Source organism: Pseudomonas baetica, assembly GCF_019733355.1.
In the GTDB taxonomy this organism is placed as follows: domain Bacteria; phylum Pseudomonadota; class Gammaproteobacteria; order Pseudomonadales; family Pseudomonadaceae; genus Aquipseudomonas; species Aquipseudomonas baetica_A.
The window spans coordinates 15828-35610 of the sequence record NZ_JAIHLQ010000020.1; the positions used below are offsets into that span (position 1 = coordinate 15828).

Here is a 19783-nt window from a genome sequence, read left to right on the forward strand (position 1 = left end):
TTGGGGTATGAACGAGAATCTGAAATTCCCACTGATTTATCAGCACAACGCTGAGTACGCCCGGGAGATACATGCGGCCAAAGAGGTTAGTCGGCTTTTGCAGAAGGTTGGCTTTCCTGGTGAGGACGTGTGGATCGATCTCCGGTTCGACTACTCATTGAGCGACCACTCCTCATCAAACCTAGACGTCATGCTGATACGGGGGCAGCCCCACGGTATCGTGAAGCTCAACCTGCAGGCCTTATTCTTGATGCAGGACTTCGAGGTGATGATCAGAGAGGTTATCCCCCATGAGTTAGCTCACGTCTTACATGGTGTGAAGTCCAAGGTTGATGGCGTCGAAATTCAGAAACCACATGACGAGGCTTGGAGCGACATCTTCATCGACCTCGTAGGTGGTTTCGATCAGGACATTGAGCCATTGGCCAAGGTTCGGGGTGAGTTTGATGATCGAGCAGTACGGTTGAGCAAGAGCGGCATCCTGGTTGAGTGTGAATGCGGGGATGATGAGTCAATCGATGTGATTGCCGACACCCCAGGTAATTCAGCCAAATTGCGTAACGAAGAGCTGAAGTGCACCACCTGCAAGTTTCCCTACGTCCGGTTTCAGGGCGATTCAATTCCGCAGCGCATCGCCGCTGACCTAAAATTCTTAGAGAAAATCAAATGCATCAAGCTTCAGCACACGCACCTTCAGCGTTAGCACAAGGCGTATCTCGCGGGAGTGGGTTGGACCATTTCGTAGACATCCATATCGGTGTGGACGCGAAGACTGGCGAACCCAAAATATGGTCGTATCCGTCGGTCACCAATTTCAACATCATTTTCCTTGGGGGGTCGGGTGCCGGTAAGACACATACGATCCATCACATGGCAGCAAATGTGTATGTGCGAGGTACGACCCTACACGTTATCGACATTAAGGGTGACTTCGCGCATTCGAACTTTGAGGCTACGGGCTTGGGGCATATGCTCCACCCTGAAGACTTTAATGAGATCAAGTTCAACTACTACCAAGACGGCTGCTCGCTCAATCCGCTGCAGGTCCCGCGGACAGAGGAGGGTGGGGGAGTCGTGCGTACAATTGAGTACGTTAAAGAGCTTGTTAAGGTCTTCAACCCGCAGGCAGGCCCGAAGCAGCTGAACTACCTCATCGAGATTCTAAAGACGGTCTACACGAAGTCAGGAATCGACCACGATGACCCTGAGACTTGGGCGCGGCAATCTCCAACCTTGATCGACGTGCTTGGTGAGATCGATTTGATCTTTAATGCCCTCACTGGGGGAATGGACACCACCACCGTTGCGGACATCTTTAAGGCCTTTGGCCAGGCCAAAAACCAGGCTGAAAAAGACATCCGGAAGATGAAGATCGATGAGGAGCCTAATTCAGCAATTGAGGAGCGAGTTCACGAAATTCGAGCGACCCTTGAGGACACGCTAAAAGGTCATGCTTCAAAGCTTATCAACTTCGATGCCCTCACAAATCGAAATGGCGCCCGTAGCGACTGGGAACATTGGTCAAAGGAAACTCTATACAGTCTCAAAGCAATCATCCAAGGGATGGTTGATAGCAGGCTGTTCACCGGCAATCCGTCTAAGCCGAGGCAGGGAAAAATCAACCGCTATGATCTCACCGCTCTGAGCCCAGCTCACCAGCAAGTGATCATGCGGATTATCGCAAGCCAGGTATTCGCAATGGGGGTAATGGAGACCAAGCGTAACAACGCCTTCAACCCTAAATTTCCAGCTCACATCCTCATTGCGGACGAGGGTAAACACATCAAGGAAATCTCCGTCTCTCCAATAAGTCCGTTTAACCGAATCGGTACGGAAGGTCGAGGCTATGGTGTTGGCGTCTGGTGTGGTGTGCAGCAGCCCGACCAGGTCACCAAAGATCTGCTCAAGAACTTTGCAACGTTTTTCCTGCTCAAGACCCCTGATGCCTCGTACCAAGAAATAACGAAGCTGTTTGGTGTTCGTCCGACCTTGCTGAAATCTCTCCTGCCGCGCGAGAACCTTTTGTTCGGTACCGGAGGTCCATACTCGCTCGTGAACCATTTCCGGTGATTGTGATGATCAAGCGCTATTCCATTTTGGCTATGGCTGTCCTTGCCATGTCGGGTTGTGCTCACGACGAGAAGCCTTTCTTCGCACCCTCTGAATCTGAATTGCAGGATCGGAGCCAACTCTCGGGCGCGGACCAGGCTGTTCTAATGGGTAAGTACCAGCACGCTGAGCGGATGCTTGCCCAATACGTTAGCCGCAATAATTCTGGTCAACTCAGAATGAAATACTTCGGCATCAGTGGCGAAAACAGAAAGCATGCAATCGATACCGTAGCCACTCTTCTCTGGGAGACCGGTCGCGACGATTCGTTGAAGCAGTTCGCGAAAGATTACTTATCCGGGTCAGAGTATCAGACGACCCTGTGCCGCATATCAGAGCGACAAGCAAAGTACGAAGAGGCCTATCACTGCTGGAACGAAATGGGGGAGATAGATCGTGCTGAAAGGGTTGTCAGAACTGAGGCAGCCCTTCGGATTTTGAGCACCCCTTAAGATCACTTTCCCCGGGATTGCCCCGGGGAAAAGTTTCCGCATGCAGAATCTTTTAGCTGGTTGCGTCTGCATCCGGCGTTTCGTTGTCGTCTTCATTTTTGTCGAGTGTTGGACGTAGCACTTTGACGTTTCCGTACTTGGTGGTTCCCCATTTAGGCACTGTTGTTGGGAGCAATTCGGAGATTCGATCCTTATTGAGAAGCACGCAGGCCTTCCATGGTTTCACACCAACCCTTACGTCGAACATCGCAGTGGGGCTTTCCATGTCCTTGACCTTCCACATGAGAAGGCCTAGTGAATCGAGTGCATTCTTGATTACGGGAATCGACGGGTGGCTGAAGCTTCGTGAGTCCACGCCCAACTGCATTTGACGAGCAAGAGCGTTGGGTAAAAATTCATCAAGGGACTCAATCAAGCGTGACATGGGCATGATCACATACTCGAAAGCATCCTTCGTCCAGCCTGCATCTTGACCGCCACGGTAAGCATTGATATCTGCCACGTTCAAGAACTTCTCTACTGCCGAAGCAACAAGATCGACCGTATTTGAGGCAGCTTGAGCAGCAGCGATACCTGCCGCTTTCTCAGACTGAATAATCTTTCCGTCGGCATGCCGGATAGCGCTAATGAGCCGCTCTACGCGGTCCCCTGCATTAGTGGGCAGATGGGTCGGGTGGTGGTAGTAACGCAGAGCCATCGTGAGCGTGAAGCGGTCCTCAGGGGCAAGCGAGTTGAACTCGGGCTGTTGCCGGACTAGATAAGCACTGAATGTGTTGTGGTGGGTCGCGTCCTTGCGTTTGACCCATTCACCAGGGCCTTTTTGCTGATACGCGAGGAGCTTGTCGATGTCGTGAGCCAGGCCGGCGACGCGAGCAAGAGGCTCCTCCCAACCTTTGGCACGCATGTAATCAGCAACGGATTTAGAGATTGCTATGGAGTGGTCCCCGAGAGATGCATCAGCATGGTGATGTCCTACGCTCGCCGGAACTTCTGGATGAGCCTTGAGTAACTCAAGAATGGCAACTTGGAGCTTTTCAATCGGCGATTCTGGCGGCCTAGCAGTGGCGACCGGTGCGCGGTCGCATCGCAAATAGTATTGCTCAAAGGGGTCCGTATCCTTAACACCAGGAATGACTGCCCCAGTGCTGGCATCTCGGCTATCCGGGATCATTACCATCATCGTGCAACCAGGAATGTCACAAGGATAAATGCCTGTTACCGCTGGATCTGGTTCCTCCATTTCCTCAGCTTTGGGCTGATCGTTGCGTGGAGCATAGATTTTCGCAAAGCCTATGGTTACGAGGGAGTAAGCCACCGCCGAGAACAATAAGGCGTGGACAATATTCATGCCTACAGCAGCAAGGGTACCCAAGTAGCCACCATCCGAAATCACCTGCGTAACCAAGTGTGGCTTGAACATGTACCAGACGGGCGCAAGCGCGTGTGCCTGGTAGTTGAGTTCCTCGCCGATCTCGACGAGGTAGGCCGCGTATCCACCGATCACCAAAGCCAACATGACGATCAATGGGAACATCGCGGATTTAGTGCTCGATGCTGCTGAAGAGCTCATTTTTGACATACCAAAAGCGGGGACTCAAAAAGGGTGCCGGTTTTTTTCGAAAAGTTCCAACCAAAACCGCGTTTTTGGAGCACTGGCCTTCCACTATTACGGTAACAGTCACCTCCAAAGGATTTTGTTTGTGAAGCATGCCCTGTCCATCCTGGCACTGATGATCGGCTGCCAAGCGGCTTATGCGGCGAATAGCGCGTTCAGCGACAGCGCCCTCGCACGCAACGAAGCCTTGTCCCCGTTCGATCGGTCCTATGAGGCCGGTCGTGCGCAAAACATCAACCAACCCGTCGACTACCAGCAGACTAAGCCCTCACACGGCCTTCAACTCGATCTCTCTGCTGATGATCCAGTGATTTCCGTTCAGGAAACTGAAACGGAGCGTAAGTACCGGCAAACCCTGGCTGACCTTGAAACAAATAAGCAGTCTCTGATGAATGCGCGTAAGGAAACTGAGCGCCAATTGGAGGCTGCTAAAGCTACCGCCGAAGCAACTGCGGCTAAGCGCCGTTCCGATCTGCTTGCGCAGCAGGTAGAGATTCAGCAAGCGCTAGCGCTTAACCGACAAGCTCAGCAACAAGCAGAACGCCTGAAGTATGAGCAAGTCGCAGCAGTGGCCAATATCAAGGCTCATAGCGACCAGCTGCTAATGCTGGCCGAAAACAATGCTGAAGTGATTGAGTCTTCTGCCCATAAGCGGGTGATCCTGGAGCGAATCGATCCCACAGTCGTGATGAACGAAACGGTTACCGCTGAGTACCAGGCAGCAACAATCAAGCAAATCGTAACCGGCATCATGCCGAATGGCTGGCGTGTGAAGACTGACTTCAGCCGTAAGCCAGAACTTGAGGTTCGCACCTATGAATTCGTTTCCACGGATGCTCGGGATGTCGCACTCCGAAGTCTTACGGCCTCGGTTCGCGACGCCAAAGTCCGTTACCAATATTTTTGGGATTTGAAGGATGCCGGTGGCAACCCTTCTCCAATGATCCTCCTCACCGATCGCCCGTAACGTAAGGCCAGCTAATGAAGCTCAAGCATATTGTACTTGCACTGACACTGGCCTCCGGGTTGCTCGGTTGCCAGAGCCAATTCGAATTCTCCCCTGAAACTCAGTACGGTGCCCTGCGGCCCGATGCTAAAGAGAAAATGCAGGCTCTTCGGGGCAATACCTATGTGCGTGAGATTCGCACGGAGGATGCCGCCAGGCGTAAGCCGGTGTTCCTGAGCAAGAAGGGGATTCCCCTGCGCTCCGTCCTGGCTGAAACACTTCCGGGTTATTCAATTATCCCGCGCGGTAAGGTAAATCTGAATGACACTATCGACGTATCCGCTGACGGCATGCAGATGGCGGATTTCATCGAGTACATTGAGGGAACTCGTGATCTCGACATAAAGATCGAAGGTAACCGAATTTTTGTCAGCAATTACTCTACGCGTGAATGGAACTTGGCAGCTTTTGCCTCGACCCGTAACGTAAACAACGTGATTGCGTCTACTCAAACCCGCGGTGCCAAAGCGGGTGACAGTGAAGACAATACCAAGGAAACCGGCACGTCCACTGGCAACATCATTGGTTTCACCCTGTCTGAGGACGAGTGGACCAAAATCATGGAAGGTGCCAGAAAGATCATCGGTGCCGCCTCGGATAAAGGCGGCTCTACGCGCTCAATGGGTACTGCAGATAGTACGAGCGTTGGATCTGGAAGCCGCGGTAGCAACTCCCCCACTGGCCCATCGAACCAACAAAGTTCTGGGTTGAATTTCGACGTTCAACTCCCAGCTATGATTGGCGGCTTGGGTGACTCTGAGGAAGCACCTGCGTACATCGAGGGCATTCGGTCTGTAGGCATCGTTACTGCCGGCGGCAAGCCTTCAAAGATGAAGGTTCTTGATCGATATCTTAAGCGTGCAATCGAAGAGTCCACGAAGGTTGTGAACGTTCAGGTCGAGGCTTATGACGTCCTCCTGACAGATGGCAAGCAAAAGGGGATCGACTGGAATCTGTTGGTCAATTCTACGGTCAGCGGGAACCCCCTCGGCCTGAATTTCTTTAACACGTCTCCTAAGAGCGACGACCCTTTCTGGAACGTTCAAGGAACCTACACCTCCTCCAAGGTAACGGCATCGGCTCTGGTTAAATTCCTCGAGCAATACGGCCGTGTTGAGCTTAAAGATCAACCCAACATCACTGTCCGCAATGGCGTCCCAGCTCAAATCTACGCCGGTGAGGAACTGACCTACATCGTTGATGTTGAACAATCTCAGGATGAGAGCGGAAACGTAACAGTGACCCCTAAGCTTGGCCGACTGAAGGTTGGTGTAACGCTTAGCGTTACTGTCCGTGTTCTTGATAATGACCAGTTGCTTGTTGATGTCTGGCCTGTGATTTCCAACCTGAATGACCCGGACACAATCAACATCGGTGATTATTCGTTCAATACTCCGAGAGTGAATCTTAAAGAGTTCAGCACCCAGTTGATTACTTCCTCGGGCCAGTCAGTGCACCTTGGTGGTTTGATCACAAAGCGTATGAACGAAGCCATGCGCCAGTTGCCATGGCAGAACCTGGTGACCAAAGCGATTCTTAATCCGCTCACTCAAGGCATTAACAACTCTCTGGAGCGGCGTGAACTGGTTCTGGTCGTAACCCCAACATTGGTGCAAGGGGCGTTGTAATGGCAGAACTTCAGCTTGGGATACCGATCAAGATAGGTGGTGAAGAAGTCATCATCTTCCGTGACGCTATCGGTACCGATGCTTTGGCAACTGGCCGTGATGCTGAAGTATTCACGGTCATTGAGCATGCCGGCCCGGATGGTCGTCCACCAATCTATATTGATGAGAATGAGCTCGGCACGTTAAGGGAGGATTTTCCCGGCACAAACGTGTATGGCCTCTGGCAGCTCTTATTTGCAAACAACCTTGTGCCCTTGGGGCACGAGGTTGTTGTATTCCCTACCAGCGAAGCAGGTGGCGTATACCTGCAAATGCAGAATGGGACTGACTATGACAGTCCTGCAAATATCAAGCGATCCTCTGAGTATATCGACAACTACTCTGCGGACTTATATGGCTATGATCTGCTCGCAGCGCCAAGAATCCGCGTTGACATCACCGACCTGATCCTTCCATCGACGCCAGCGTTTACACGAGTTGAGCTCTTTTCCAAAAAGCAACACGAACGTACAAAGCGTTGGTATCTCGCTCTAGCGATTTGCATCGTTGCTGCTGTCGCCGCCGTTGGCTACAACTACACAATGTATGCGGTTTTCACGATGAATATGGCCGAATACACAACCAAAAAGAAGTTAAGCAGCGACTTGGATACGCGCGTCGCGGGCCTGTTGAAAGAACGGCTTCAGACCATACCAAATGATGGCGTCGTTATTTCGAGAATAGATCAGGTTCTTGCCTTCGATCCCAAGATATCTACGCCTACTGCTGCCGGGCACACAAATGGTTTTACAGCTGGGCATGTTTTTATGACGCGGCCTGATTTTGCAGTGGATCTTTCGGGAAAGATTCCAGGTGTTACATCAAAGTTGATGCCCCAAATGTCCTATCTCTTGACTGTATCTCCTGATGCACTGGAGGTAGCGTATTAATATTCAATCCTTCCGGAAAAGATTTGGGGCCAAGGGCAAAAACACCCGTGGTGAGCCTCTCTTCACCGGCGCCATGTACTTGGCGATGATTTCTGTAGTTTTCATCAGTCTCAAAGTGACGATGTCGCTGAGTGAAGACCGAAAGCTACCTAATGACTACAAGCAGATAGATCGTGTCAATAACGGGTTACAGAACGAAATTGATGCCATTAATAAGCTTCCGGTACTGCCGAAGCTTGAAAGCTCATGGAAAATGGCCAGTGCTACCGCTGCGATCCACAGAGTTTCTTTCAAAGCTCTGGATGATCAAGCCAAAAGTGAACAAGCCAATACTTATTCTGGGCCTCTCCGAAACTGGACGGCTCAAGTAAGCGGCTCGCCGCGGGCTGTACTTGGAGCCGTGAAAAAAATCCAATCTGAGGTTCCGACGTTCTTGTATGACTACACGATCTCAGGCGGAATCATGAAGTTAAACATCACTGTTGTAGGGACCTGAGATGAAATTCTTTCCTAACTTATTGGTAATGGCAGTGACTGCTGTTGTTGCATGTCCGATCTTCGCAGATGATGCTGACCAGGTACTTGACCGTCAGAAGACCCTCAGTGCAATGGAATACAAGCGCGACCTCTTGAAGATCCAAGCCGACATGGCTGAAACCTATAAGAAGATGTCCGATGCCAGTTTCATTGTTGATAATGAAGGTAATCCACTTGGGGTGGAAAGCATCCAGAAACTGGGCGTAGAGGTGCGCAAGCAGGGCCGAGTTTCCGAGGTCAACCCGTTCCAGAGTTCTGGCTCACCAATCGTCCCCAATGCGATGCCCTTCATGCTCGATCAGCCGACCATGAGCGGGGCCGTACCCAGCACGCCGAATTCCGCTTTTGGCAATCAGCAGCGTCTACAACAGGCACCCTTGCCGAATCAAGAGCGTCCAGAACCACAAAAGCAGCCGGCATCTGATGACGACGATAAGAAGATCCTTTCTCTCCAAGAAGTTCGCGGCGACTCAATCATTCTCAGAACCAATGACGGCGACCGGATCCTCCGTGTTGGTGAGAAGGTCTATGACCTCACTCTGACTCGCTTCTCAGTTGATAAAGCATATTTGAAGGGGCCTAAGGGAACCCAGGTAGTTTCAATTGACTGGACATCTTCCAAGCGCTATGCGGACGACTGACTATGAGCTCTGAAAACATACGATCTATTGAGCTTCAACAGAAGAAAATTCTCAATCTTCTAGTTTCCGAGGGGAAGATCACCAATTCACAGGCTCAGTCGTTACCGCCGTCTGAGTCCGTTGAGTCGATCATCCCAGACATTGCTCGGATGACGAATAACGAGGACGCATTAGTTGCTGCTGTAGCAACAGCATTGAGTCGTCCTGCATTTGTCGAGGTTGAAGAGGGGCGGAAAGCTGTCCTACCGGGCCCCTCTGAAAACTACTGCGTTTACGATGGCATTGTGTTTCTGACCAATCCTCTGGATCAGCGGTCCATTTCACGAGCTTTGGCTTGGGCCCGTCAGAAAAAGAACGAAGGGGAGCTGAAGACCGATAGCGAGCTTCGTGTTGGCGTCATTGGTGCAGCCAAACTAGACGGGTTACGCAACACCGTTATCGATGATGATGAAGTCATCACCGCAGATGGTGAACAAGCTAAACAGCTTGCTGCCAAGCGTATTGACGACATGATTCGTGAAGCTGCATCGAAGGACGCTACCGATATCCATCTGCAGCCCACGCAGGGTGATCGGGTTCAGGTGCGCTATCGCATCGATGGTGATCTTCGAACCCAAAGAACCTATTTAAACACCCTTCATGACTCTATCTGCCGGGTGGCGATTGAAACTCGAAGCAACCTGATTCTTGAAACAGGTACTCCCCAGGACGGCAAATTCAGCTTCGATTTGACGGGCAATAAAAAAATCAACCTACGGTTGAGCTCTTTGCCCGTCCAGCGCGGCTCTGATAAAGCGCTGAAGCTAGTGTTGCGTCTTCTCGGAAACAACACCCAGCTTTCTAGCCTTCCGCAGCTTGGCCTTTCGAAGCGCAACGAGGACATCTTGCGACGGCTAGGTAACCAGCCTAACGGTCTCATAGCTATGACCGGGCCGACTGGTTCTGGAAAAACAACCACGCTCAGCGCTGTGCTCGTTGATGCATATCGCAATAACCCTGATCGTAACTACCACACCATCGAAGAGCCGGTTGAAATTCAGCATGAGGGGATGTCGCATACTGAGTGCGGGAAACATCTGACTTTTGCTGACGCGCTTCGGGCCCTTTTGCGGCAAGACCCTGACGTTATTTACGTTGGTGAGATGCGTGATGAGGAGACGGCTGATCTGGGATTCAAGGCATCTCAAACTGGTCACTTGGTGCTAACTACCCTGCACACTAACAACGCCCACGAGTCGATCGGTCGACTTGAGCGAATGAACATCCCGCTGGACATAATCGCTTCCAACACCTCTGCGTTTGCAGCCCAACGGCTAGTACGCCGACTTTGCAGCGGTTGCAAGGTTGAGTACAGATTAAAAGATTCTGCGGCCCAGGCTTCGCTCTATGGTCTGAACCAGATATTCAATGGGGACACCGATGTCTGCCTCTATCGCGCCAACCCCAAGGGTTGTGAGAAGTGCGGGCATGAATCGGGTGGCATGAAAGGCAGGGCTGGCATCTTGGAAATCCTTGAGTTCACGCCTGATATCCAGGAAGCAATCCTGGCTGGCGTGCCGCCTAACACCATGCGCAGGAACGCAATTGCGGACGGCTCCTTCCTCGATCTCTGGGACGATGGTTTGCGTCTGGTCAAGGCCGGCATCACCAGCTTCGAAGAGCTCGAAAAGCATCTGCGTCCTTATTTGACTGACCGCCTAAGTGCAGGCCGGGCAAGTCAGCATGGGGCCAAGGGCTTGTCACATCCGGCCGGGCAACAAACACCTTCGCATCTTCGAATTCAGCCACAGCTCTGACCTTTACTGAGTGGCGACACCTATGGAATTTGGGAAGGGTGTTTTGGATAGCGTGTCCCCACAACATCCAAGACAATCTTGCAGTGCAGATATCTCCCGGAAAACAGGGCGATGGATGGCATTCGGATGGGGGATTTCGATTCACCCCTGTCCTGCATGAGGTCTTTAGCTCTGTCATGGACGGCCGCCTCGGCGGTACCAGTAGCACCTAGCAGCAGATTCAGCTCACATCATCTGCGTTTACAAACAGTCATGAAAACCGAGGCAACTCCGAGATGAAACACCAACACCGAGTTTCAAACCAAGCGCTGAAAGTTCAGAAGGGCTTCACCCTTCTGGAAATCGTAATCGCAATCGCCATCCTGGCCATGCTGGCTGCGTACATTCTGCCTGGCTTGCTCCAGAACAAGGAAGACGCCAAGTACAGCACCGCGCTGACACAGCTCGAGAAAGACTTCCCGTCCGCCATTACGCGTCAGGTATCCCGTACCAATACCTGCTCCAGCACCTCGATCACCAAACAGCTGCTGCTCGCGCGTGGCCTGCCGACCACCACCGTATGGAACACTGACTGGAGTGTCGCTGGTGTGACCTCGAACACCGTCACCATCAACTACACCATCGATTCAACGGATGCCAAAACCGCTTCTGATATGGCAACCGCCCTTTCCTCGAATAACAACGTGCAGTCGGCAACTGCCTCTGGTAACACCCGGATCGCTGTCACTTACCGCTGCAACTGATCGGGAAATGAGATAATGGCTTACTGGCAGATTCGCTACATCGGAGAGTCCGGCTCCATCGAAACTTCTTCGTCAATCAAAGCAGAGAGTCGCGAGCAAGCCATTACTCTCTCCGGTCGCCCCCCGGCCTTCATCCAGCAAGTAAAGATTGATCACCTGGGTGCTGTAAAGGCTACGTTTGAGAAACGATTCCAACTTGTTGAACAGGTTCTGATTCTCTCTGCAATTGGTTCAAAGCTGGCGAGCGGTAAAACAATCGGCAAGGCAATCAAGGAGTCGGTCGATCATGAGCGTCTTGGCATTACCTACGCCGAGCTAGATCAGTGCGAAACCCCCAAAGAATATTTTACCAAGCTGCGGTTTGATGAAACCGCAATCTTGGTTGCGGACGCCGGCGAGAAGGCAGGAAAGCTATCCGAATCGCTCTTCAGAGCTTCAAAAGCTATTCAGGAGCGGATTAACGCCAAGAAAGAATTCGGTAAGGCCATGCAGCAAGGCCTCCTCTATACGGTCCTGGGATGCTTGTTCATGATTGGTATCCCGCTATGGGCTGGCGGCACAATGCACGACTTCATTGAGGTTCAACGCATTCCGCTTAAACTCAACAGCATGAGTAAAATGATCATGTTTCTGTACATGGTCTACACCCAGTATTTTGTCTTCTTGATTGCTGCAGTCGCCGCTACCTATGTATTCCGGGAGAAAATCTGGGACAACATTCGTACGCTGCCGATCTTTTCATTCATCAACGACCGGATGAAGATCTCCCGAGGACTCGATTTTGTAACCTCTTACCAGCTGTTACTGGGTAGCGGTTTCAACAACCTTCAGAGCTTTCGGTTTCTCGCAGTGCGATCGAAGGGGCTTAGCCATCGCCTTTACCTAGAGGCGGCTGACCGGTTGACTGAAGGCCGTCAGCTCTCTGATGTGTTTGACAGTCCGGAATGGCCCACGATTGTCCATCAAAACTTGCAGGGATTCGAGGAACAGGGCCCCAGCGGCCGGGATATGATCCTCTCGAATCTCAACGAAGCCTTGCGTGCCTATTACCTCGAGTATTCCTCACGTGTCAGTAGAGCGGCTTCGATGCTCGGTTTTGCAATGATGATTCTCACCATCATGATGTTCGCAATCGGGTTCTACATGCCGATTGTAAACCTCAACTCAGCGTTGAAACAGATGTGAGATCTCGCGATGCCCAAGCGGGCTTCACTCTTTTGGAGATCATTTTCGTGCTGGCTATCATGGCAATCCTCAGCACTGCGATCTTGCCCCCAGTACTTGAGCGGATCACCGAGGCAAAGGTAGAGGGGTCTATCGGGCAAGCTCAAATGATTTTGCAGATTTGCGAGATCGCTAGAACGAAAGTTCTGGCTACATCTGTAGATGCCCGGGGCCGATACACCCATACCTATGGCTCTCTAGATAACTGGGCATCGACCACGGTGCTTCAGTCGAAGCTGACCACCAACTACGACCTGGCTACAAAAAATGCCCTTGGTTCCCAGATCCTGGTGAAGTTCGACGCGGCCAGGTGCTACGTGGCAGTTGACCTACCGTTCCTACAGAGCGACTACGGTGGCTATTCAACCGAAACTGTAGGTGGGAAGACTCGGGTGATAGTCACCACGCGAATCAAGAATTCCTCATACCCATCTTGGGTTGTCAATCAGAAACGGATTTTGCACGATGAAGAAACACGCTGATCGCAGTAGAATCAAAGCTCAGGCGGGCTTCACACTCATCGAGCTGTCAGTAGTTTTGTCAATTCTCGCGCTTATGGCTGTGTTTACGGTTCCTAAGCTTATGGAGTCGATCAACGAGAGGCGCGTCAGCTTGACTATTCAAGAGACGCAAACTTTCTTGGATGCTGTGCGCACATATCGAATGAAGAATGGGGTCTGGCCGGCCAGTCCAAGCTGCACAGACGCCCAGATCGTGCTTCAAGGTACGGCCCCACCGATGCTCGCGGGAGTTGCCAACAAGAACAAATTCAACTCAGCCATTAACACCTCTTGCACCGTTTACACCTTCAGCATTTCTCAAAACATTATTGCGGACTGGGATGGGGATGTTGCGAACGGTTTGCCTGCGACCACTATCACAAATACGTCAAGCCATACTGTTAGGACAACTATTGGTGTCCCAGGTACAGAGCCGGCCCTTGATTCGAAATTGAGTCGCATCGCAACTGGTGATCCCGAAGACAACAGAATGAAAACTGCTCTCCTGATGGGGCAGCAAACCATTGCAGAAGGTGGTGATATTCAGCTTTCCAAGGTCAACCCTAAGGTTACCGCTTTGAATGGGGAGCTAGAGCTTGCATCCGGCTCGGGAAGCGTAAGCATCGCGACTAACAATATTCTGACAGTTGACAATATTAAGATTAGGTCGAGGAATAACGCTCTCCTTTCGGATCTGCTACCGAACTATGTTCAGAAAGGCACATACCTTGTCAGACATGGCTGGGGCGTTATAAAGCCGACTTGCTCGAATGGAGGTCTCCCTAGGGCTTCGTTACGGCCTGGCATGATGTCTGGTGGTTACGACCCTGGTGTCACTGGTAGCGGTATTTTCGGGTTCGTGTACCGGCTTATCGACAACGGAAGCATGTGGGTTGTCCAGACGGATATCTGGGGGACCGCGGAAGAGCGGAACAAGCTGGACTCGCTCGTAGACGTGTACTGCTATTACCCCTAAGCCTCACAAGAGGCGTTCGCCACTATAGGTTAACTGATAAGTGCCGTACTCAGTCATCATCGCCAAGCCCACAAAGGACTGCAATGCAGATTGCACTTACTGTTCTGCGCCTCCCGACGGCAATGCAGGGTGGACCTTCGACGATTTCCGGAAGATGTTCGATCGGCTTGTTGATTCCTTCACCCCTAACGTGCAGTGGATCTGGCACGGCGGGGAGCCGATGCTCATGAAGCCTGAGTTCTACATCAAGTGTGCTGAATACGCTCGGGCGCGCCACCCTGGTGTGAAGTTTGCTATTCAGACCAACCTTCTGGCCTACAAGTCCTCGCGCTGGAAAGATGTCTTTGAAGACGTCTTTGAAGGTCGTATCTCAACCAGTTATGACCCTTATAAGCGCTACCGCACTGTTAAGGGGTCGGCTGACACATACGACAGATTGTTCTGGCGCGCTATGGATGCGGCGATTGGCGATGGGTTTCGTCCACTTGTCATCGGTGTGTATGACGAAGGTGCTGCCCCGGCTGCAATGGAGATGTATGACCGAGCTAAGGCCTATGGTGTATACGGCTTCGACATTCGATTCAACTACGCGTATCCGGCCGGTCGGGTCAGAGATTCTGGCATGCTGATAAAACCAAACACGTATGGTCAGATGCTGGTAGATCTGTACGATCGCTGGGTCAAGGATCTGCCTATTTTCAACATCACGCCTCTGGATCAGATGCTCCAGAAGGTTGCTGGTTACCGAAGCACTCTGTGCCCTTGGACGAAGTCTTGCGGCGGTAAGTTTTTAACCATCGATCCAGACGGTTCAGTATTCAATTGCAGTGAGTTCAGTGACCTTGGTGATGAGCGCTACCGATTTGGCAATATTCTGACGGGTGAGGTCCAAGGTTCCACTCCTGTAGAGGTAAAATTCTACCCGCCGGCCGAGATCGTTTCTGCCTTAGCTGCGTCGCCTGCGTCCAAAGAGATTATGCGGCGTCAAATAAAGTTTCCGGTCGACTGCCGGTCTTGTGATCATTTCATCGAATGTGAAGGTGGTTGCGCCCGAGATTCGGTTTTGTTTGAGCGCGGCATGGGTGGCAAGTTTGGATACTGTGAGAGCTGGAAAATGGTTTTCACCAGGCTCAAGGAATCAGTGGCAAGCGGCGAGGCTGATAAGCTGCTTTTGAAGCTTGGCATCACCCCTGCGGATGCTCACTCGCGCATTTCAGACCTGAGCAAGGTGTCCTGATGCTCCAGGTCTACTTGAAGCCAACAAATTACTGCAATGTTGGGTGTGATTTCTGTTACCTGCCTGATGAAGTCAGGTCCAATAAGAAACGAATGACAACGGAGACGTTGGAGCACTCGCTGCAGCTGATCCGGGATCTTGCTGCACGAGAGGGGCACGACCGTGTATCGATCCTCTACCATGGTGGCGAGCCTCTTACTCTGGCCTCAGAAGTATTGTTCGAATTCTCTGATGCCGTGCGTCAGGGGCTTGTTGGGCTTGAAGTACAAGAATCTATCCAAACCTCATTGATCCCTCTGCGCCCGGGCCACATTGCTTTTTTGCGTGAGCGTTGCGGCGCCTTCATTGGCTCCTCCATCGACTTTTCTGGCCGAACTATCAATGGTTCTAGCAGCCGGTACGTAGACCTTTGGATGGATAAGGTTCAGTTGGCCCGGGACAATGGCCTCGAGGTTGGACCTGTCATGGTGCCGACCCGCGGCGAGCTAGGCAGGGCGCCCGAGATCTACGCATGGTTCAAGAGCAATGGTTTCAAACATTTCAACATCGAACGCTACAACAGCCAAGGCGGTGATGAGAATCGCCCTGATAACCGTGAGCACGCAACATTTCTCCGTGATTTATTCGACATCTCGATGGCTGACCTACGTCAGTTCGGCTCGTGCGTTACCAACAATGCTGTGGGTGCCTCGATAGCCGGTGTATTGAACGGGCAGCCAGGAGAGCGTTGGGGCGGGACTTGCCAGCGTGACTTTCTTGTAATAAATCCGGACGGCTCTCTCAACTCATGTCCTGACAGGATGGAGTATGAAGTCGACGCCTGGCCTAAGGCCTCTGATGGTATCGATGCATTTCAGTCTAGCCCTGCGCGCAAGGGTTGGATCAGAGTCCAGCATATCGAGCACGTCGAAAACCACTGCCGAAAATGCGAGTTCCGGAGCTGGTGCAAGTCCGGCTGCCCGATCACTGCGCATCAGGTGCATTCAGGACTGGGTGAGTGCGCTGGATATCGATCGCACTTAAACCATGTCCAGGATTTTCTGAGCTCGGCGGATGGAGTCCGGCTGGCTTCTTCATATCTAGCGGCAGCTGGAATATACGGGTACGACCCCTACACCTACGGCATAGAGCGTATTCAGTGAGCATCGGCGCACCTGATTTCGATCACATGGTTTACGTGCGACTGATCGAGGCCTGCAACCTACATTGCGAGCACTGCTTTATCCCAAACAATCCAAAGCGGATGAGTTGGGCGCAGATTGAAGCAATTCCGGCTAAGGTCAAAACCTTCGCTGTTCCAGGTAGCACCATCCTGTTTCAAATGCATGGCGGGGAGCCAACTCTCGTAGGTGTCGAGTTGATGCGTAAAGTTGTTGTATACCTGCGATCGAATCTTGAGGGATTCAAGGTCGTGTTCTCACTGCAAACAAATCTGATGAACTTCGACCTCAGGTGGGCCGACCTCTACAGAGATTTTTTTGACGGCGTTGTAGGCGTTTCTTGGGATCCGGTTATTCGTCGTACCAAGGCCAGCAAGCCTGGGTCCAATGTAGATTTCGAGGAGCGGTTCTGGCGAAATATGGAATCCCTGCAGAGCGCTGGGCTTGAGCCGTACATGGTGATTACAACCACCAAGATCCTGATGCAACGGTTCAGAAACCCCTCAGACCTAATCGACTACCTTCGCTCGAAAGGAATCCGTCACGTTCACTTTGAGAGGCTGACTAGGACCGGATATGCAATCACCAATTGGGATCGTATCGGTGTGACCAACCGCCAATACAGTCTTTGGATCGCCCGGTTCGCTATGGCTTATTCTCGGTATATCGCGACTCCTCGAGATCACTACCAGGATATTCACATATCCCCACTAGACGGCTTGACTGAAAGCGTCCGGAGGCTTCGCAGTGGGCAGCGTGGAGGCTATGGATGCTTGTCTGGCGCTTGTGATACCCGGTTCCACACCTTTGACGATGGCGGCTACTACAAAGCTTGTACTGCACTCACATCCGAATCAAATAACCGTAACGCCATAGGCAGATCTGATGCCCAGCCGACTCGACTAGTTGAGATGCGCGAGGATCGCCAGATTGACTGTTATAGCTGTCAATTCAAGCCAATCTGCAGTTCAGGCTGCATGGCGACACCAAAAACGGATGAGAGCGGAGAGTGTGCCGGTGGGTTTACCGCGTTCAAGCTCATCAACGAGCAAATGGCTTTGGCTGAGCAGCCATCGCTGATTGCAGTCGCGGGATAGAACCCCTTGGGATCTTGAATAATTCGGTAGTGTCGTTTTGGCTTCGTGATTGGGAAACCTGAATGTACTATCCCGATGTACTCCCACGTCCACCATTAGCTTGGTGAGCTGGGCGAGACTTCTGGTCGGGAATGGTCAGGACCTCTGAAGTATTGCTACATCCAAGTCCGGTTCCATCGGCAATGGGTGAGTAGTCGGTGCCGTATGGGCCGCGTTGATAATCTGGAGAGAAGGCGAATAATGAGTAAATTTACTCCCAACAGGGTGCTGGCTACTTTGGCCGTGAGCGCGATCGCGGTAGCGGCGTTCAACAGCGTTGAAACCAGATTCACAATCAACGAGACCCAGGCCGAACTGGAAGCTGACCACAACGTCGCCCAGATGCGGAAGCTGCTCGAAATGAACCCGATCAAGCCAATGGTAGAGCGGCATGCTGACACTCTGAACAGCGTCGTTAAGCACGAGGCCGTCCCGCGGATCAACAACATGCTTCTGGCCGCTACAGCAACCGCCAAGGACATGGACTCCACGAACGTCGGCAATTGGGGCTATTGCCATAGTGCATGCCATGGCGCATGTCACGGTGCATGTCACGGTGCACGAGGCTGGCGCTAAGGCAATATGAACATGACCCCCCCTGAATCGACCCAAACTGATGACGCAGCTGCCCTGACGGGCTCTCATTTGCCGGAGTCTGCAACCACTGTGGCTGACAATGTAGACATACCCACCCAGGTCAGCGACGACCAGGTTGACGAATCGATACCCGAAGAATTTCGGTACAACCTTGTGTTCAACAAGAAGGTGTCTGAGCTTCGTGCGCTGTTCGAGGAGCAGCATCGTCAGATCCGGGAGGAGGGTGCTGAAAAGCCAAAACGCGACGTTGCTTATCAATCTGTGATCTGTGACGAGCAGTTGAATCAGATTCCACTTGACGCCCGCTCCATTGGCCTGCTTGTTCAAGCTGATGACCAAAACCCTGCAATGCTGAGCGAAAACTTTGAGTTCAGCCTTATCCTCGCTATGGGATCGTCATCGCCTGGCACAATTGATGTGCCTTTTGACACGTCGGTGGATACGCGTGAAATCCTCTACCAGGCTGAGTCTGCTGGTTTTGGGGTTAATCTACTTCCCCCGGCGAACGCTACGGTTATTAATGCCGAGGTTGAGGCATATTGTGACCTCATTCGTGATTACGGTCGGATCTCGTTGCATGGCCAGAGCTGCAATATCCGGGTGTCGCCGATCGATGGTTACATGGAGTACCTGCTGTACGCAGAGCTTGGCTACAAACCAAAGGTCATCTCCACCGACGAGATGATGAACTTGCTCTACACCGATACCATGCCCGAAGTCGTTATGGATCATGTTAAAGCGTGCATCGCGGAGGTCGTGATTGAAGTCCTAGGCCCGGACTTCATGAAAGACCTCGTTGTAAACACTGTAAAAGCCCTGCACCTGAAGGATTTACAGTTCATGGAAGCTCGGGCCAGTATCCTTGAAGCTGAGTTGGATACCCGCACTCCGTTTCCAAACATGATTCGCATCCTGGCTGAGGCTACGGGGCTTCGCGGTGCCGACGCGGCCGGATTACTGTTCGAGCTTAAGAACGCAATCCACACAGTGCTCGATAAGTACCTACCATCTGACCCAGTAGTAGAACCAGAGCCCGAAAATTCCACCGCCTCCAGTGCTGAAGTTAAGAATGCAGATGGAGTTCAGCAGGTCGACCCAGAGGAAAAAGTACCTGCAGAGGATTCAGGTATGCGCGTTCGAGCTCCTAATACCAAGCAAGCGGATTTGGCCAAAGCTTTGTGCCTGATGGCTAGTTCTGTTGCTGGAGGCCCTGACGCTCTCAAAGCTGTTTGGGCTTCCATCGAGTCTGCGACTCAGCTCGATCAGCGGATCAACCTTGACCGTGAAACCACCCTCCCAAGTTTGGCTGCAGGTCGTGTAGCTGATGCTCTTGGTGTTGCACCAAAGGTCGCTGCCTTGGCTGCAGGTGAGCTTGCGACACTTCTTCAGGTTGTTCTCGAAGCTGGCGGTGCTATAGAGCCGCCACCACCACCTGCCACGCCCAAGCCCACCCCACCCAGTGGCTTGATCGCTGTCGGTTAAGTCCCGGCTGGCAGC

The 19783-nt window shown here is 52.1% G+C and carries 19 protein-coding genes; 18 read left to right on the forward strand and 1 reads right to left on the reverse strand.

Translation table 11 applies throughout. The features are described from left to right. Positions 1-7: 7 nt before the first annotated feature. Genes K5E40_RS18985 through K5E40_RS18995 form a run of 3 tightly spaced genes read left to right on the forward strand, consistent with a single transcriptional unit; the run spans position 8 to position 2561 of the window. Positions 8-703, forward strand: a complete 696-nt coding sequence (locus K5E40_RS18985; RefSeq protein WP_078465854.1) for a hypothetical protein — start codon at positions 8-10, stop codon at positions 701-703. A gap of 26 nt (positions 704-729) precedes the next feature. Continuing rightward, positions 730-2070: a type IV secretion system DNA-binding domain-containing protein gene (locus K5E40_RS18990; protein WP_011922833.1), complete on the forward strand. Its 1341-nt coding sequence runs from the start codon at positions 730-732 to the stop codon at positions 2068-2070. A 5-nt stretch (positions 2071-2075) separates the two neighbouring features. Further along, positions 2076-2561: a hypothetical protein gene (locus K5E40_RS18995; RefSeq protein WP_169904155.1), complete on the forward strand. Its 486-nt coding sequence runs from the start codon at positions 2076-2078 to the stop codon at positions 2559-2561. Positions 2562-2613: 52 nt separating this feature from the next. Here K5E40_RS18995 and K5E40_RS19000 read toward each other — a convergent pair whose 3' ends face one another. Beyond that, positions 2614-4131, reverse strand: coding sequence for an HD domain-containing protein (locus K5E40_RS19000; protein ID WP_228758997.1), 1518 nt, complete (start codon positions 4129-4131; stop codon positions 2614-2616). 130 nt (positions 4132-4261) lie between these two features. On the opposite strand from K5E40_RS19000, the gene K5E40_RS19005 reads away from it, so the two are divergent. The 15 genes from K5E40_RS19005 to K5E40_RS19075 all read left to right on the forward strand — a co-directional run bounded on the left by K5E40_RS19005 (position 4262) and on the right by K5E40_RS19075 (position 19768). Further along, positions 4262-5143, forward strand: coding sequence for a hypothetical protein (locus tag K5E40_RS19005; protein ID WP_169904230.1), 882 nt, complete (start codon positions 4262-4264; stop codon positions 5141-5143). 14 nt (positions 5144-5157) lie between these two features. Next, positions 5158-6810 (forward strand): type II secretion system protein GspD, encoded by a 1653-nt coding sequence (locus K5E40_RS19010; protein WP_011922837.1) that lies wholly within the window; start codon positions 5158-5160, stop codon positions 6808-6810. After that, entirely contained in the window at positions 6810-7739 is a 930-nt protein-coding gene (locus K5E40_RS19015) for a hypothetical protein (protein ID WP_011922838.1), read from the forward strand. Before K5E40_RS19010 ends, K5E40_RS19015 begins: the two co-directional genes overlap by 1 nt. Before the next feature lie 79 nt (positions 7740-7818). Continuing rightward, on the forward strand, positions 7819-8235 hold the full coding sequence (locus K5E40_RS19020; RefSeq protein WP_153045957.1) for a hypothetical protein: 417 nt from the start codon (positions 7819-7821) through the stop codon (positions 8233-8235). 1 nt (position 8236) lies between these two features. Continuing rightward, entirely contained in the window at positions 8237-8917 is a 681-nt protein-coding gene (locus K5E40_RS19025; RefSeq protein ID WP_011922840.1) for a hypothetical protein, read from the forward strand. Positions 8918-8919: 2 nt separating this feature from the next. Further along, positions 8920-10713 carry a GspE/PulE family protein gene (locus K5E40_RS19030; RefSeq protein WP_011922841.1) on the forward strand — a complete coding sequence of 598 codons (1794 nt, stop codon included), beginning with the start codon at positions 8920-8922 and terminating at the stop codon, positions 10711-10713. A 275-nt stretch (positions 10714-10988) separates the two neighbouring features. Then, the gene (locus K5E40_RS19035; RefSeq protein ID WP_169904158.1) at positions 10989-11456 is read left to right on the forward strand and encodes a prepilin-type N-terminal cleavage/methylation domain-containing protein; all 468 of its coding nucleotides are present in this window, start codon (positions 10989-10991) and stop codon (positions 11454-11456) included. Between the two features lie 15 nt (positions 11457-11471). Continuing rightward, positions 11472-12641 carry a type II secretion system F family protein gene (locus K5E40_RS19040; protein ID WP_169904159.1) on the forward strand — a complete coding sequence of 390 codons (1170 nt, stop codon included), beginning with the start codon at positions 11472-11474 and terminating at the stop codon, positions 12639-12641. Then, positions 12638-13162 carry a type II secretion system protein gene (locus K5E40_RS19045; protein ID WP_169904160.1) on the forward strand — a complete coding sequence of 175 codons (525 nt, stop codon included), beginning with the start codon at positions 12638-12640 and terminating at the stop codon, positions 13160-13162. Before K5E40_RS19040 ends, K5E40_RS19045 begins: the two co-directional genes overlap by 4 nt. Next, positions 13146-14156 (forward strand): type II secretion system protein, encoded by a 1011-nt coding sequence (locus K5E40_RS19050; protein ID WP_169904161.1) that lies wholly within the window; start codon positions 13146-13148, stop codon positions 14154-14156. The genes K5E40_RS19045 and K5E40_RS19050 overlap by 17 nt, the downstream gene beginning before the upstream one ends. A 154-nt stretch (positions 14157-14310) precedes the next feature. Further along, positions 14311-15393 carry a radical SAM protein gene (locus K5E40_RS19055; protein ID WP_169904162.1) on the forward strand — a complete coding sequence of 361 codons (1083 nt, stop codon included), beginning with the start codon at positions 14311-14313 and terminating at the stop codon, positions 15391-15393. Further along, positions 15393-16535 carry a radical SAM/SPASM domain-containing protein gene (locus K5E40_RS19060; RefSeq protein ID WP_169904163.1) on the forward strand — a complete coding sequence of 381 codons (1143 nt, stop codon included), beginning with the start codon at positions 15393-15395 and terminating at the stop codon, positions 16533-16535. Before K5E40_RS19055 ends, K5E40_RS19060 begins: the two co-directional genes overlap by 1 nt. After that, complete coding sequence (locus tag K5E40_RS19065) at positions 16532-17650, forward strand: radical SAM protein (protein ID WP_169904164.1); 1119 nt, start codon at positions 16532-16534, stop codon at positions 17648-17650. The genes K5E40_RS19060 and K5E40_RS19065 overlap by 4 nt, the downstream gene beginning before the upstream one ends. Positions 17651-17890: 240 nt before the next feature. Beyond that, positions 17891-18265: a hypothetical protein gene (locus K5E40_RS19070; RefSeq protein ID WP_169904165.1), complete on the forward strand. Its 375-nt coding sequence runs from the start codon at positions 17891-17893 to the stop codon at positions 18263-18265. A 12-nt stretch (positions 18266-18277) separates the two neighbouring features. After that, a complete protein-coding gene (locus tag K5E40_RS19075) occupies positions 18278-19768 on the forward strand; it encodes a hypothetical protein (RefSeq protein ID WP_169904166.1) in 1491 nt (496 codons plus the stop codon). The last annotated feature ends 15 nt before the right edge of the window (positions 19769-19783 follow it).